Source organism: Pseudarthrobacter chlorophenolicus A6, assembly GCF_000022025.1.
Lineage (GTDB): Bacteria > Actinomycetota > Actinomycetes > Actinomycetales > Micrococcaceae > Arthrobacter > Arthrobacter chlorophenolicus.
The window spans coordinates 1,075,336-1,088,891 of sequence record NC_011886.1 but is presented as its reverse complement, the minus strand read 5'-3'; the positions used below and the strand labels follow the sequence as shown (position 1 = coordinate 1,088,891).

The following is a 13,556-nucleotide window of genomic DNA, read 5'->3' as shown; positions in this document are numbered from 1 at the left end:
CTAGAACGTGCTTCCCTGTCGATCCTCCCCGGGGGTGTCCTGCCAGCCCCCGCTGTCCGTGAAGGTGGCCACGAGCGTGCCAACGCCGGTCCCGAGCGACTCTGAGGGATCAAAGTAGAGCGCGGCTTCCGAGGCACTGCTGTGCGAGATCAGTTGCTCAGCCTCGAGTTTCGCTTCCGGGACGGTGGCTCCCACGATGCTGGTGCGCGCGGGCAGATCCGAGGCATGGACCACCTCGGCACCGGTCTGCGCCAGCGGAATGGTGGTGCCGGAATTGATCTCATCATGGGGAAACTCAAACTCGGCGTCGCTGGATGCGGCAGGAATCGTGTACTCCAGGAAATAGGTCATGGCCCCACCCTTGCAGAAAGCTGCCGTGCCCGGAAGCCCATGGTTCCGCTGGCCGGGTCCGGGGCTGCCACGTGCTTCCCGGGAGCGTCCGGGTGCCTTACTTCCCCAGTCCGGCCCGGCGAAGCGCCTCGGCCATGGCGGTGTTGGCAGGCGCAGGCTGCGGAGCAGGACCCCGCGCGCCGGAGCGTGCCGCGGCCGCACCCGGGTTCCGGCCTCCTGCGCCCTTGCCGCCCTGGCCTCCGCTGGCCTTCCGTTCACCCTGCGGCGCGGCACCCGGGCCGCCCTTGCGGGAATCGCGGGCGTTGGCGGCACCTGCAGAGGAACCCGCGGGGCGCTGCCCGCCAGAGCCGGGACCGCGGGGAGCCTGCCCGCGGGGGCCAGGTTCGTCGTCGAGCCTCAGCGTCAGGGAAATGCGCTTTCGTTCGGGGTCCGCCTCCAGGACCTTGACGCGCACCACCTGCCCGGACTTCACCACCTCGCGGGGATCGGACACGAAGCGGTTGGCCAGGGCGGACACATGGACCAGGCCGTCCTGGTGCACGCCCACGTCCACAAAGGCTCCGAAGGCGGCCACGTTGGTGACCGTACCCTCCAGGACCATCCCGGGTTTCAGGTCGGAAATCTTTTCGATGCCTTCGGAGAACGCCGCGGTGGTGAACGCCGGGCGCGGGTCACGGCCCGGCTTGTCCAGCTCGGCGAGGATGTCGGTCACGGTGGGAAGGCCGAAAGTGTCGTCCACAAAGTCGCGGGGATCCAGTGACGACGCCGCCGCCGAGCCTGCCGCCACCAGGACCTTCCGGGCCACCGCATAGGACTCGGGGTGCACGCTGGAGGCGTCAAGCGGCTCTGTTCCGCCGGTGATCCGAAGGAAGCCGGCGCACTGCTCGAAGGCCTTGGCCCCCAGCCGCGGCACCTTCTTGAGGTCTGAGCGTTTGGCGAACGGGCCGTTTTCGTTCCGGTAGGCCACGATGTTTTCGCTCAGCAGGGGCCCGACGCCGGCCACCCGGCTCAGGAGCGCCGGCGACGCGGTGTTGACGTCAACGCCGACGGCGTTCACACAGTCCTCCACCACCGCATCCAGGCTGCGGTCCAGCTTTGATGCGGTGACGTCGTGCTGGTACTGGCCCACGCCGATGGATTTGGGATCAATCTTCACGAGTTCCGCTAGGGGGTCCTGCAGACGCCGGGCAATGGACACAGCACCACGCAGTGAAACATCCATGCCGGGAAGTTCGGCGGCGGCGAGCGCCGAGGCCGAGTACACGGAGGCGCCGGCTTCGGAGACCACGAGTTTCTGTGGCTTCCGGTCCACGTCCGGGAGGAGCTTGATGAGCTCGGCGGCGAGTTTGTCCGTCTCCCTGGACGCGGTTCCGTTACCGATGGCCACGAGTTCGACGGCGTGCTGCCGCGCCAGTTTCACCAGCGACGCCAACGCTTCATCCCATTTCCTGGCCGGAGCGTGGGGGTACACGGTGTCCGTGGCAACCACCTTGCCGGTGCCGTCCACCACCGCAACCTTCACGCCGGTGCGCAGCCCCGGGTCCAGGCCGAGGGTGGGGCGGTTGCCCGCCGGTGCCGCCAGGAGGACATCGCGGAGGTTTGCCGCGAACACGCGGACTGCCTCGTCTTCGGCAGCCGCGAACATCCTGCCGCGCAGGTCGGCAGTGAGCCGGGCCAGCACCCGGGATTTCCAGGCAATCTGGGCCGTCTGCATCAGCCACGCGTCGGCGGGCCGGCCGCGGTTGGCGACCCCGAGGAACCTGGCCACCGCGGACTCGTAGCGCGCCCGGGAGGCGGACAGGGCGTCGTCGTCCGCGGGATCCGCCTCGGCGAGGTCGAGCTCAAGGACGCCGTCCTTTTCCCCACGCAGCAGCGCCAGCACACGGTGCGAGGGCATCCCCGAGGGCGCCTGGGTGAAGTCGAAGTAGTCGGCGAACTTCTGGCCGTCCGCTTCTTTGCCTTTCTTCACGCGGGACACCATCCGGCCCTGCGTCCACAGACGCTCGCGGAGCGTGGCCGCAAGGTCCGGGTCCTGGGCCACCCGCTCGACGAGGATGGCGCGGGCACCGGCGAGGGCCGTAGCCGCATCACTAATGGTGTGTTCGGGGTTGAGGTATTTGGCGGCTTCGCGCTCCGGGTCGAGCTCGGGCCGCTTCACGAGTGCGTCGGCGAGCGGCTCGAGCCCTGCTTCGCGCGCCATCTGCGCCTTGGTGCGCCGTTTGGACTTGAACGGCAGGTAGATGTCCTCGAGCCTGGACTTGGTGTCCGCTGCCAGGAGGGCCTTCTTCAGTTCCGGTGTCAGCTGGCCCTGGGAATCAATGGCTTCCAGGACCGCGCGACGGCGGTCGGCAAGTTCCCGGAGGTAGCGCAGCCGCTCTTCCAGGTCGCGGAGCTGGCTGTCGTCCAGGGTTCCGGTGGCTTCCTTGCGGTACCGGGCGATGAACGGGACCGTCGACCCGCCGTCAAGCAGATCGACGGCGACCTTCACTTGCCAGGCATTGACGCCCAGCTCCCCGGCAATCTGTCCATAGATGGCATCGTCCGGCTGCTGCGCTGCGGACTTGGAAGGGGCTTGCGGCTGTTGGGTCACCTGAACATCTTGCCTTACCTCCTTGTTGCGCTCCACCGGACGGGAAATGCCGGGCTACCGCGATTGGGCGTTGGCAGGGCCGCTTTCCCGGGACCGCGCGGCCGGCAAGGGTATTCCGCTCCCGTCCGCGAAGTGCTGTAGTTGATATGCCGTCTTAGGCCAATAATGCTCGAGGAAGAGGCCGCCATGAAAGAACTGCTGATTGTGTTTCAGGAAGGGTTCGAGGAGGCCAACATCACCCTGACGGTCAACGGCAAGCAGGTGTGGCGTGACGTGGATGTATCCACCAATCCCATCCTCGGGATCGCCTCCGAGGTGTCTGTAGAACTGCCGGCGAAGGGTTCCCAGGTGGGCGTCGAGGTGACCAACCGCGGGCTGAAGGCCATTACCAAGGTGAGCGGAAAGCCCAAAAGCGTGCTTGTCTCCATCCAGGACGACCGGCTCGTCATGAAGGAAGGGACGGGCCGCGAGGCGTTTCTGTAACCCGCCAACCTGCACCTGTTTTGCGGCTGAAAAAGGGCCCTAGTAAAAGTCAATTCGGTGGAGTAGCATCTGATCACCGCCGGCTTCCACAGGGGTCCGGCGGGCCAAAAATCCGAGTAGGCCGGGGGTCGTCGGATGGCTTCCGGTTTTTCGCTGCCGGGACAGCACACCGTGCAGCAGCAGATGAGGGCGGCACCCGATCACGGGTACCGCCCTCATCGCGTGTGGCCGCCTTGCTGCTACGAGTTGCTGTCCTGGTAGAAGGGGTAGTCCGTGTAGCCTTCAGCACCGGTGCTGTAGAAGGTGCTGGCGTCCGGCTCGTTGAGCGGCAGGCTTTCCTTCCAGCGGCGCGCCAGGTCCGGGTTGGCGATGGCAGGCCGGCCCACCACCACGGCGTCTGCATGCCCGTCAGCCACGAGGCTCACTGCCTCTTCCCGGGTGGTCACCACGCCGAAGCCGGTGTTCACCAGGAAGGGGCCGCTGAAACGGCTGCGGAGGTCCTGGACCAGCTGGCCGGTGGGCTCGTGGTGGAGGACGCTGAGATAGGCGAGGTTGAGCGGGGCGATGCTGTCCACGAGCACTTCATAGGTGGCGCGGACGTCTGCCGCGTCCGTCTCGGCGATGCCCTGGACGTTGTGTTCGGGCGAGATGCGGATGCCCACGCGGTTAGCGCCGACCGCTGCCACAACGGCGTTCACCGTTTCGATGACGAAGCGCGCACGGTTCTCGGGCGAACCGCCGTAGCTGTCAGTCCGGATGTTGGAGTTCGGGGCAAGGAATTCGTGCAGGAGGTAGCCGTTGGCGGAGTGCAGCTCGACGCCGTCGAACCCGGCTTCAATGGCGTTGAGGGAGGCGTTGACCAGTTCCTGGATGACCATGGGCAGTTCGTCAGTGTCGAGGGCACGCGGCACCGGGTACGGCTGCTTGCCGGCCGGCGTGTGGACGGTACCTTCCACGGCGACGGCGCTGGGCGCGACGATTTCCGCACCGCCCGTGATGTCCTGGTGCGAGACGCGCCCGCCGTGCATGATCTGGGCGAACATCCGGCCGCCCTCCGCGTGAACGGCGTCCGTGACCTTCTTCCAGCCGGCAACCTGTTCGGGGGTGAAGATGCCCGGCTGACCGGCGTACGAGCGTGCACCGGCGCTCGGGTGGGTTCCTTCGCTGACGATCAGGCCGAGCGAGGCGCGCTGGCGGTAGTGCTCGACGACGAGCGGCCCCGGGACGCCTGCCTCGCCGGAGCGGACGCGCGTCAGTGGCGCCATGACCAGACGGTTGGGGAGCTCAAGTTCGCCGAGGGTGAGGGTGGAAAACAGCATGCGCGTTCCTTTCGGGGGCTGAAGGCTTACTCTTCCTGCCAACTAAGAAGCGCGTGCAACTATTCCGGATGCGAGGCGAATCACAGGACAGCTGTTCTGCGAGTGCGGAGTGGACGCAAAAGGCGGTGCTTCGACCGCGCTGTCAGCGGGCCGTGCCGGGGCAGCCTTGGCCCTGCGGGTTGGCGTTGCAGTCGTCTGCGTAGTTCCGGGTGAGGGACCGCCAGACGCTGATGGTCTGCGGCGGGGCGCTGAACTGCCCTTGGCCGGGAATGGGCAGGGCGGGACCGTTATTGACCGAGTAGGTTCCCTGGAAGGAAGTTGTCAGCACCACCTGGAAGTCACCGGTGGCCCCGTAGGCGTGGCTGGTCCGGGTCTTTTCGCCCCACCGGTCCTGGGGCAGCGGGCCGCCCATCGAGGGCTGCGGGCCGAAAACTGTGCCGTCGCCGTAGTTCCACGTGTATTGCACCGGCGTGGCCACCACGTGGACCTGCTGGCCGAACATGGTGATGTCGAACTGCTGTTCCACGGACTCCGCGTAGAAGTTTGTCTCGGCGCCCCTGAGGGTATGCGGGCTTGGTTGCGCGGTGACAGATCCGGCGCTCACGGGCAGGTTCTGGAACTCGCGCTGGATGTCCGCGGCGATCCTTGGCAGGAGGTCTTCGGGCCTGGCGTCGTAAAGGCAGGTAGGGCCGGAATGCGGCGCCCACACAGAGCCGGGAACGCCCCGGGGCCTGGAGAGCCACATGACCGGAATGCCTTCTTCACCGTCGGGGCCGTTCTTACACTCCAACTGGCGGGCCAGGCAGGGAGTATCAAAGTCTCCCCCGCCGAGGTGGCACTGCAGTTCGTACTTGTATTCGTTCGGGTCAGTACCGACAGCACCAGGCTCTGGTTTGACCAACTCACCGGTGTTCTCATCTCTTATCCATGTGTCGGCACCGACGCCGATGCCTCTGTCCTCGTAACCAACTGAGATGTCGGCGCGGGCAACAAGTGGGGCCATCACAAGAAACAGCATCGTCAAGCAAAGAACCTTGAATGCGACAACCCTCATGGCTTACCTAATTAGACCGAGGTCGGTCAGGATCCAACTGTTGCCATCAAATTTCACGGCGGCGCGACTGCCAGTATTGGTTGCCGGAGTAGGAGCTTGATGGAGACTGCCGTCGGCATTTCTGATCTCGATTATTGCCTGAATCACCTGGACGACCGCGTATGGTTCCTTCCCTGGCTCTAGCGTTCCAGTTATGACAGGGGTTTCAACCCGGCCACCGGAAATCCAACGCCCGTCTTTCCAGGACTCCGCTATGCCGTCGCCCAGTCCTGCACAAAAGACGCATGCCGGCCCGGAAATTTTTTGCAGAATCGTTGAGTCGCCAGTCTGGTACGAATAGTCCAGAACCTGGTACCAGTATCGTACGAACGCCTCCAGCCCTTCCTTTGTCTCCGTCTTCGCCACTTCCGGCAGCACCGGGACGGGGACGTTCTGGGCGGGGCCGGTCGCGTCGGCGGGCTTGTAGACAGCGCTGGGCGTCGGAGTAGGCGTTGCCGAAGGACTGGGCGAGGCTGACTCCGAAGCACTGGGCGAGCCGGTCCCCGGATCCGCCGGGGCTCCGCCTGAGCAACCAGCCAGCAGGAACACCCCGGCAACCGCCAGAGCCACTACGCCAGCTCGAGGGCCAGCGGACGTACGAACGTTGCGCGAGGTCATGGGCCGCTATTCCCCCAGTTGTTTCAAGACGGCTTGCTCCGGACAGTGATTCAAGGGTAGCCCAGGTCACATCTTCGCGATAAGAGTTATCCACAGGCATCCGACTCCGGTTCTACCACCCCGCAAGGCGGCGCGGAAGTCACATGGAAAAGCCGGTGCCCCCAGGCACCGGCTTCCCCCCAACTGCAAAGGCCCCAAACCACAGAGCTCAAGTACGGCTACTTCTGCGCAGGAAGCACCAACTCCCCTGTCTTGTCCGTGGACAAGGCGAGCGAGGAAACGTACTGCGGGCCGCCGTCGGGCGCGTCCTGTGCCGAGCGCACCATGTCCGGACGTTCGAACTCTAGCCCGGTCACATGGCAGGTGAGTTTCGCGTCGCTGGGGTTGCCGTCGGCATCGAACATGGGCAGGTCAATACCGTCGTCGGTCCGGCGGAGGTAGTACCGGCCGCGGGTCAGGACCGCGAGCGCCGGCGGCAGCACCAGCGCCAGGCCCACCGCAAAGATCGGCGAATACGGCTGGATGCCGGACCCAAAAGCCCCGAAGAACACGGCGATGGAAACGCCCGCGGACACCAGCATCGAGACGAACCCCACCGGGTTCACTGCGTAGAGCATGCCGCGGCGGAACTCAGGCACCTTCGGGGAGATCTTGAGCAGGTACTTGTTGATGGCGATATCCGAGGCAACGGTGACCACCCAGGCCATGGCGCAGTTGGCGTAGAAGCCCAGGATGGTGTTGAGGAAGTCGAACATGTTGGCTTCCATCAGGACCAGGGCGATCAGCAGGTTGACCACCACGAACACCATCCGGCCCGGATAGGTCTTGGTGATGCGGGTGAAGGAGTTGGTCCAGGCCAGGGAGCCGGAGTAGGCGTTGGTGACGTTGATTTTGATCTGCGAGATGACCACCAGCACCACAGCCAGGGTCATGGCCAGCCATGCCGGCATCATCTCCTGGTACACGCCGAGGAACTGGTGCACCGGCTCATTGGCGGTTGCAGAGGCGGCCGGATCCAGTGTGGCGATCAGGTAGATGGCGATGAACAGGCCCACGATCTGCTTGATGGCCCCGAAAATGACCCAGCCCGGCCCTGCCAGGATCACGGCCCGCCACCAGGCTGCGCGGTTGGCGTCGGTGCGCGGCGGCATGAACCGGAGGTAGTCAATCTGTTCGGCAATCTGCGCCATGAGGGACAGGCACACGCCGGCCGCGAGCATCACGGAGGCAAGGTTCGGCCCGCCGTCGCCGGACTCCCCCGTGTACGCAAAGAAGCTCTCGATGCTTTCCGGGTGCGAAATCAGCAGGTACCCCACGGGAACTACCATCAGGAGCAGCCATAGCGGGGTGGTCCACACCTGCAGCTTGGCCAGGGTGTTCATCCCGTAGATCACCAGCGGGATGATGATCACCGTGGAGGCCGCGTATCCCAGCCACTGCGGGATCCCCAGGCCCAGCTCCAGGCCCTGGGCCATGATGGAGCCCTCCAGCGCGAAGAAGATGAACGTGAAGGTGGCAAAGATGACGTTGGTGACCACGGATCCGTAGTAGCCGAAGCCGGAGCCGCGGGTGATCAGGTCCAGGTCGATGTTGTAGCGGGCCGCGTAATAGGCCAGCGGAAAGCCGGTGGCGAAGATGATCACGGCGGCCACCAGGATGCCGAAGATCGCGTTCACCGTGCCGTACGAAATTCCGATGTTCGCGCCGATGGAGAAGTCCGCCAGGTAGGCGATGCCGCCCAGGGCGCTGGTGGCCACCACCCCTGCGCTCCATTTGCGGTAGGAGCGCGGGGCGAACCGCAGCGTGTAGTCCTCCAGGCTCTCCTTGGTGGCGTTCAGCGCGGCCGCGTTTCCCGCGGTTGGAGTCGCCGGGGAACCGCCGACGACGCCGGCGCCGGGCGGTGCGGCGGGCTCCAGCAGTTGCGTGGTTTCTGAGTCGTGGCTCATGGGCGTGCGTCGCTTTCGTTTGGAGTTCGAGGTCTGCGGGAGACGCTATCCAGCCGAAAAGACAGTCCGATCACGGTCCTGTTTCCGTGGTGTAAAGCCTTGACTGCTCCAGTCAACAATGGTCGGGCAGGCTGCTTGTGGCCACCCCACAAAAACGGCCGCCACCTCTGGAACTAGCGTCGGAAAGGTACGTTCCGCGAGACAAAGGACCACCCATGACCCCTACCGTTCACACCTGGCCCATCCTGGAAACAGCCCGCACCCAGGTACTCGAGCAGGGCATCGGCCTCACCGAAGACCAGCTGGTGGAGGTCCTCCAACTTCCGGACGAGGCGCTTCCCCAGGCCTTGGAGCTGGCGCACCAGGTCCGGCTCCGGCATTGCGGCGAGGACGTGGAGGTTGAGGGCATCGTTTCCATCAAGACCGGCGGCTGCCCGGAAGACTGCCACTTTTGCAGCCAGTCCGGGCTCTTTGACAGCCCCGTCCGCGGCGTTTGGCTCGATATTCCGGAACTGGTCAAAGCCGCCAAGGAAACTGCGGCCACCGGCGCTACGGAGTTCTGCATTGTGGCCGCCGTACGCGGCCCGGACATCAAGCTGATGAACCAGGTCAAGTTCGCCATCGGCCGCATCAACGAGGAGGTGGACATCAACATCGCGTGTTCCCTGGGCATGCTCACCCAGCAGCAGGTGGACCAGCTCGCCGGCTGGGGCGTCCACCGCTACAACCACAATCTCGAGACCGCCCGCAGCTTCTTCCCGCAGGTGGTCACCACCCACACCTATGAGGAGCGGCTCGAGACCTGCGCCATGGTGAAGGCTGCCGGCATGGAACTGTGCTGCGGCGCACTCCTCGGAATGGGCGAGTCACTCCACCAGCGGGCGGAGCTCGCCGCCCAGCTGGCTGCACTGGAGCCGCACGAAGTGCCGCTGAACTTCCTCAACCCCAGGCCGGGGACGCCGCTCGAAAACCAGGGCCTCATGGACGGCAAGGATGCCCTCCGGGCCATCGCTGCCTTCCGGCTCGCCATGCCTCGAACGGTCCTGCGTTACGCCGGCGGACGCGAGCTCACGCTGGGTGACCTGGGCACCCGCGAAGGGCTTCTGGGCGGCATCAACGCCGTCATCGTGGGCAACTACCTCACCACCCTGGGCCGCCCCGCCACCGCCGACCTCAGCCTGCTGGTGGACCTCAACATGCCCATCAGGGAACTGCAGAAGACCCTGTGAACACGATCCCGCCGGGAGCCTCCCCCGATGCTGCGGCCCTGTACTGCGGCCTCTGCGGCGAGCCCCGCGAAGAGAACGCCCGCGAGGACAGCCCCGGCGAACGCCCTCACCGCAGGAAGGACGCGGACGACGGCGGGACCCGTCCGCCGTCGTCCGCCCACCTGCGGTGCGCGTCGGCGCTGCACCTGGAACCGCCGCGGTTCTGCGGCCATTGCGCGCGCCGCCTGAAGGTCCAGGTCACCCCGCAGGGCTGGTGGGCCTCCTGCTCACGTCATGGCGTCACCACCTACCCTGCCAGCGAGCCGTGAAAAATCAGCTACCACCCCCTAGCGCTTTTCTACAAGCCGTAGAAGAATGGCTGCATGATGTTTGAACACGCAGATGGGCAACCCGTTCTCGAACTCACCGACGAGCAGTCCTGGGAACTCCTGGAGGGCACCAAGCACGGCAGGCTGGTGGTTTCCGTTGCGGGCGAACCTGACATTTTCCCGGTCAACTACGTCACGGCAGGCAGGAAGATCTACCTGAGGACAGCACCGGGCAACAAGCTGGCACAGCTGACCATCAACTCCAAGGTGCTCTTCGAAACGGACGGCATCCTCTCGGACCAGGCGTGGTCCGTGGTCCTTCGCGGCAGCGCCCGCGTGCTGAGCAATTCCGCGGAGTTGGAAAAGGTTGAGGCGCTCGGGCTGAAGACCTGGGTTCCCACGCTTAAGGACTTCTACGTGGAGATCGATCCCAGCTCCGTCAGCGGGCGGCACTTCAACTTCGGAGAGCAGCCTGAGCGGGAGATCTAGGCGCTCCTAGACTGGAAGCATGGCGGACAGGCTCACTCCCGAGCAGCGCAGCTGGAACATGTCCCGCATCCGGGGCAAGAACACCAAGCCGGAGCTCCTGGTGCGCAGGCTCCTGCACGCGAAAGGCTACCGTTACCGGCTCCACGGCGCCGCCCGCGGGGGCAAGCTGCCGGGCAATCCGGACCTCGTTTTCGCCGGCCGCCATAAAGTCATCTTCGTCAATGGCTGCTTCTGGCACTTCCACGACTGCCGCGTCGGCCAGCATGCCCCCAAAGCCAATGCGGGCTTCTGGGCTGACAAGCGGAACCGCACCAGGGAACGTGACGCCGGGCAGCGCCGCCAGCTTGAGGATGCCGGCTGGGAGGTCCTCACCATCTGGGAATGCGAACTCAAGGACAGCTCCGCGCTCGAGTCGCAGCTGGTGCAGTTCCTTGAAACCCAGCCGCGGACTTGAGTAGATCTGTCCCGCTAAGTCCTCCGGGCAGCCAGTGCCGACTTGAACGCGGCCGCGGAAGCCTCGCTGCTGTTGATGCGCCAGTCTGTTTCCTTCTGGAGGTGGAACCAGACGAAGCCCATCACGTCCGGCTGCGCGGAAAGGTAGGACACCAGCGCCGTATTCCAGGAGGCCTTGGACCCGCCCTGCTCGCTGGACGCCACCTCCGCAATCAGGATGGGCTTGCCCGCCGCGAGTTCCCGCAACTGGGCAATGCCCGGGCCAAACAGGTCCTGCGGAGCCACCCAACTGCTCCAGGGCTGGGAGCTGCCCCAGTTGTAGCCGTCCAGGGCAACAATGTCCACGTAGTCCGCGCCGGGGTAGAGTCCGGCAAGGTCCGTGGAGCCCCAGTAGGGAACGTTCGGGGACCACACCCACTGGACGTTGTCCGCACCGGTGGACGCAACGACGTCGTGCACGTGGCGCCAGGCAGCCACATAGTCTCCGGTCTGGTTGCCGTTCACGCCTTCCGCCCAGGGGTACCAGTTGCCGTTCATTTCATGGGCGAAGCGCAGCATCACGGGCTTGCCCCAGGCCGCCAGCGCCTGACCCCATTCGCGGATCCTGGCATCAAAGTTGCCCGCGGCTATCCGGTCCAGGGCGTAGGCGGGCTGTTCCAGTCCGCCGCCCCAGGCCCAGGGCTCCCACGTAACCAGCGGCGTGGCGCCCCGCACCTGGACGGCGTCCAGCTCGGCCAGCGGCGGAGCCTGAAGGAAGTCCTTGTAGGAAAGCACCATGGTGGGGTTCTCCCCCGCCAGGGTTGCCACGTCATCGAGTTCCGCCGATGCAAGCGGTCCCCCAACGGTCGCAGCGCCAAACCGAAGTAGCGCGTTACTGGCCGGCGGTGGCTGTGGGGCGGCTATCTGGACGGCGAAGACCGCGGACGCCTTGACCGACGAGGTCTTGGCTGTCACCGTGACGTTGCCCGTGGACCTGGACGGAATGGTTACGCCCGTGCTGAAGGCGCCCGTGGAACTGGTCTTGAACGGGAACGTTGCCGAACCGATGATCACCGTTCCGGTGGTGGCGGCCTTGAACCCGGTACCGGCCACTGTCACCGCGGACCCCGCCGGACCGGACTCCGGGCTCAACGCGATTCGTGCTGCCGGAGCCGCGGCCGCCGCGGCCGGTTGGACAGCCGCAAGAACCAGGCCGGCTCCCACGAACGCAGCAATGACTAACCTCTTCAACGATTTTGCCAACACAACCCATCCCAGCTGACGGGCGGCCACGGCCGCAAGGTTCCAGTGCGGAAAGCACTGGCTCAAGTATTGGATGTGGCAGCCGCAGTGTCATCAAGAAACCCACAATTCTTCCCCGGAACGGTGCCGCCCCCGGGCGCCGGTCCTAACCTGAAACTGCACGCCCGCCAATCTCCGATGATGCGCTGCCGGACTGAAAAACGTCAGCTGGAAGGAACCCAGTGAGCCCCTCGGATGACGCCCCCCTGCCGCTGGTGGACCAGTCAGTGCTGGACCGTCTCCGGGACGAACTCGAAGAAGACGGGGGCTACAGCAAGGTGTTTGTTGGGAACTTCATCGAGTGCCTGCCCCAGCGGCTCAGCAAGCTTCGGCTGGCCCTGACCACCGGAGACCTGGAGGGCTCCGTGGACGCTGTGCTGAGCCTGAAGACCTCCAGCCAGATGGTGGGCGCGGAACGGCTGGCGGGACTGGCAACCAGTCTTGAAAGCGAAATCCGCACCGGGGCACGTGCGGCGGACGCCGCCGTCGTACTTCCCCGCCTGGCCGCCGCGTTCCTGCGGAACATCACCCAGTGCAGCCGCCAGACCACGCACCGCCTGCAGGCTCAGTGCGCGATGGGTGCCAGCCTGTAACCGACGCCGCGGACGGTCTGCAGCCAGCGCGGCTGCTGCGGCGAGTCGCCAAGCTTCTTCCGCAGGTTCCCCATGTGGACCTCGACGGAACGTTCGTCCGCCTCGCTGATGTAGCTGCCGACGTCGTAGTCTTCGTCCCGCAGCCGGCGCACCAGGTCCGACTTGGTCCGGACCGTCCGTCCGGCTTCCAGCAGCGCGTGCAGGAGTTCGAATTCCGTACGCGTCAGATTCATCTCCGTGCCGTCAACCAGGACAGTCCGGGAGGCGTAGCTGAGCTCCAGCCCGTTGTGGCTGTAGTTGCCCCGCTCCGGATGGCCGCCGGCCTCTGCCGGGATCTCCGCGGGGGTGTCCGCAGGTTCTGCGGCCGATCGCGGGCGCCGCATCATGGCCGCCACCCGGGCACGCAGTTCGCGGGGCCGGAAGGGCTTGGTGAGGTAGTCGTCGGCGCCGGACTCAAGCCCGATCAGAGTGTCCAGCTCCTCCGTGCGCGCCGTGAGCATCACAATGTAGGCGTCAGAGAACTCGCGGATCTGCCGGGAAACCTCGAACCCGTCGATGTCCGGCAAGCCCAGGTCCAGGGTGATGACGTCAGGGCTGATGGTCTTGGCCACCAGGACACCTTCAGCGCCACTGCTGGCTACCGTTACATCAAATCCGGCCTGGGTCAGCACTGTGCGAACCAATTCCCGGATGTCGTGGTCATCCTCGATGACCAGTCCCACACGTGCATCACTCATAGCGCCCCCTCAGCAGCCAACGTCAGAAGTATAGCTGGCTGCGGATATCCTGCTGGTATGGTCTCG

Annotated in this window: 14 protein-coding genes; 6 read left to right on the top strand and 8 right to left on the bottom strand. The window is 65.5% G+C overall.

Annotation, left to right across the window (positions count from 1 at the left end; genetic code table 11):
- Positions 1-351 (bottom strand): hypothetical protein, encoded by a 351-nt coding sequence (locus ACHL_RS04995; RefSeq protein ID WP_015936209.1) that lies wholly within the window; start codon positions 349-351, stop codon positions 1-3.
- Between the two features lie 97 nt (positions 352-448).
- Complete coding sequence (locus tag ACHL_RS04990) at positions 449-2,941, bottom strand: Tex family protein (RefSeq protein ID WP_015936208.1); 2,493 nt, start codon at positions 2,939-2,941, stop codon at positions 449-451.
- 165 nt (positions 2,942-3,106) lie between these two features.
- Here ACHL_RS04990 and ACHL_RS04985 point away from each other — a divergent pair, with 165 nt between their 5' ends.
- The gene (locus ACHL_RS04985) at positions 3,107-3,424 is read left to right on the top strand and encodes a hypothetical protein (RefSeq protein WP_015936207.1); all 318 of its coding nucleotides are present in this window, start codon (positions 3,107-3,109) and stop codon (positions 3,422-3,424) included.
- Positions 3,425-3,663: 239 nt separating this feature from the next.
- Here ACHL_RS04985 and ACHL_RS04980 read toward each other — a convergent pair whose 3' ends face one another.
- The 4 genes from ACHL_RS04980 to ACHL_RS04965 form a co-directional block, all read right to left on the bottom strand.
- On the bottom strand, positions 3,664-4,743 hold the full coding sequence (locus tag ACHL_RS04980) for an alkene reductase (protein ID WP_015936206.1): 1,080 nt from the start codon (positions 4,741-4,743) through the stop codon (positions 3,664-3,666).
- A gap of 142 nt (positions 4,744-4,885) precedes the next feature.
- Positions 4,886-5,761, bottom strand: a complete 876-nt coding sequence (locus tag ACHL_RS24650; RefSeq protein WP_244266546.1) for a hypothetical protein — start codon at positions 5,759-5,761, stop codon at positions 4,886-4,888.
- Between the two features lie 39 nt (positions 5,762-5,800).
- The gene (locus ACHL_RS24645; RefSeq protein ID WP_015936204.1) at positions 5,801-6,454 is read right to left on the bottom strand and encodes a DUF6318 family protein; all 654 of its coding nucleotides are present in this window, start codon (positions 6,452-6,454) and stop codon (positions 5,801-5,803) included.
- A 218-nt stretch (positions 6,455-6,672) separates the two neighbouring features.
- The gene (locus tag ACHL_RS04965) at positions 6,673-8,400 is read right to left on the bottom strand and encodes a purine-cytosine permease family protein (RefSeq protein WP_015936203.1); all 1,728 of its coding nucleotides are present in this window, start codon (positions 8,398-8,400) and stop codon (positions 6,673-6,675) included.
- A 215-nt stretch (positions 8,401-8,615) separates the two neighbouring features.
- Here ACHL_RS04965 and bioB point away from each other — a divergent pair, with 215 nt between their 5' ends.
- From bioB to ACHL_RS04945, 4 genes are read left to right on the top strand one after another with little or no spacing between them, the layout of a single operon-like run.
- Complete coding sequence (gene bioB / locus ACHL_RS04960; RefSeq protein ID WP_015936202.1) at positions 8,616-9,629, top strand: biotin synthase BioB; 1,014 nt, start codon at positions 8,616-8,618, stop codon at positions 9,627-9,629.
- Positions 9,626-9,937, top strand: coding sequence for a biotin synthase auxiliary protein BsaP (gene bsaP, locus ACHL_RS04955; RefSeq protein ID WP_015936201.1), 312 nt, complete (start codon positions 9,626-9,628; stop codon positions 9,935-9,937). The genes bioB and bsaP overlap by 4 nt, the downstream gene beginning before the upstream one ends.
- Before the next feature lie 54 nt (positions 9,938-9,991).
- Positions 9,992-10,426, top strand: a complete 435-nt coding sequence (locus tag ACHL_RS04950; RefSeq protein WP_015936200.1) for a pyridoxamine 5'-phosphate oxidase family protein — start codon at positions 9,992-9,994, stop codon at positions 10,424-10,426.
- 19 nt (positions 10,427-10,445) lie between these two features.
- Complete coding sequence (locus ACHL_RS04945) at positions 10,446-10,880, top strand: very short patch repair endonuclease (protein ID WP_015936199.1); 435 nt, start codon at positions 10,446-10,448, stop codon at positions 10,878-10,880.
- A 14-nt stretch (positions 10,881-10,894) separates the two neighbouring features.
- Here ACHL_RS04945 and ACHL_RS04940 read toward each other — a convergent pair whose 3' ends face one another.
- Positions 10,895-12,109, bottom strand: coding sequence for a glycosyl hydrolase (locus ACHL_RS04940; RefSeq protein WP_244266519.1), 1,215 nt, complete (start codon positions 12,107-12,109; stop codon positions 10,895-10,897).
- A gap of 233 nt (positions 12,110-12,342) precedes the next feature.
- On the opposite strand from ACHL_RS04940, the gene ACHL_RS04935 reads away from it, so the two are divergent.
- Complete coding sequence (locus tag ACHL_RS04935; RefSeq protein ID WP_015936197.1) at positions 12,343-12,753, top strand: Hpt domain-containing protein; 411 nt, start codon at positions 12,343-12,345, stop codon at positions 12,751-12,753.
- Here ACHL_RS04935 and ACHL_RS04930 read toward each other — a convergent pair.
- Positions 12,726-13,490, bottom strand: coding sequence for a response regulator transcription factor (locus ACHL_RS04930; protein ID WP_015936196.1), 765 nt, complete (start codon positions 13,488-13,490; stop codon positions 12,726-12,728). The genes ACHL_RS04935 and ACHL_RS04930 overlap by 28 nt on opposite strands.
- Positions 13,491-13,556 lie beyond the last annotated feature (66 nt).

Coding starts and splice junctions, on each gene's coding strand:
- ACHL_RS04995 (WP_015936209.1), bottom strand. CDS start 351: ATGACCTATTTCCTGGAGTACACGATTCCTGCCGCATCCAGCGACGCC.
- ACHL_RS04985 (WP_015936207.1), top strand. CDS start 3,107: ATGCTCGAGGAAGAGGCCGCCATGAAAGAACTGCTGATTGTGTTTCAG.
- ACHL_RS24645 (WP_015936204.1), bottom strand. CDS start 6,454: ATGACCTCGCGCAACGTTCGTACGTCCGCTGGCCCTCGAGCTGGCGTA.
- ACHL_RS04945 (WP_015936199.1), top strand. CDS start 10,446: ATGGCGGACAGGCTCACTCCCGAGCAGCGCAGCTGGAACATGTCCCGC.
- ACHL_RS04965 (WP_015936203.1), bottom strand. CDS start 8,400: ATGAGCCACGACTCAGAAACCACGCAACTGCTGGAGCCCGCCGCACCG.
- ACHL_RS24650 (WP_244266546.1), bottom strand. CDS start 5,761: ATGCTGTTTCTTGTGATGGCCCCACTTGTTGCCCGCGCCGACATCTCA.
- ACHL_RS04980 (WP_015936206.1), bottom strand. CDS start 4,743: ATGCTGTTTTCCACCCTCACCCTCGGCGAACTTGAGCTCCCCAACCGT.
- ACHL_RS04930 (WP_015936196.1), bottom strand. CDS start 13,490: ATGAGTGATGCACGTGTGGGACTGGTCATCGAGGATGACCACGACATC.
- ACHL_RS04950 (WP_015936200.1), top strand. CDS start 9,992: ATGATGTTTGAACACGCAGATGGGCAACCCGTTCTCGAACTCACCGAC.
- bioB (WP_015936202.1), top strand. CDS start 8,616: ATGACCCCTACCGTTCACACCTGGCCCATCCTGGAAACAGCCCGCACC.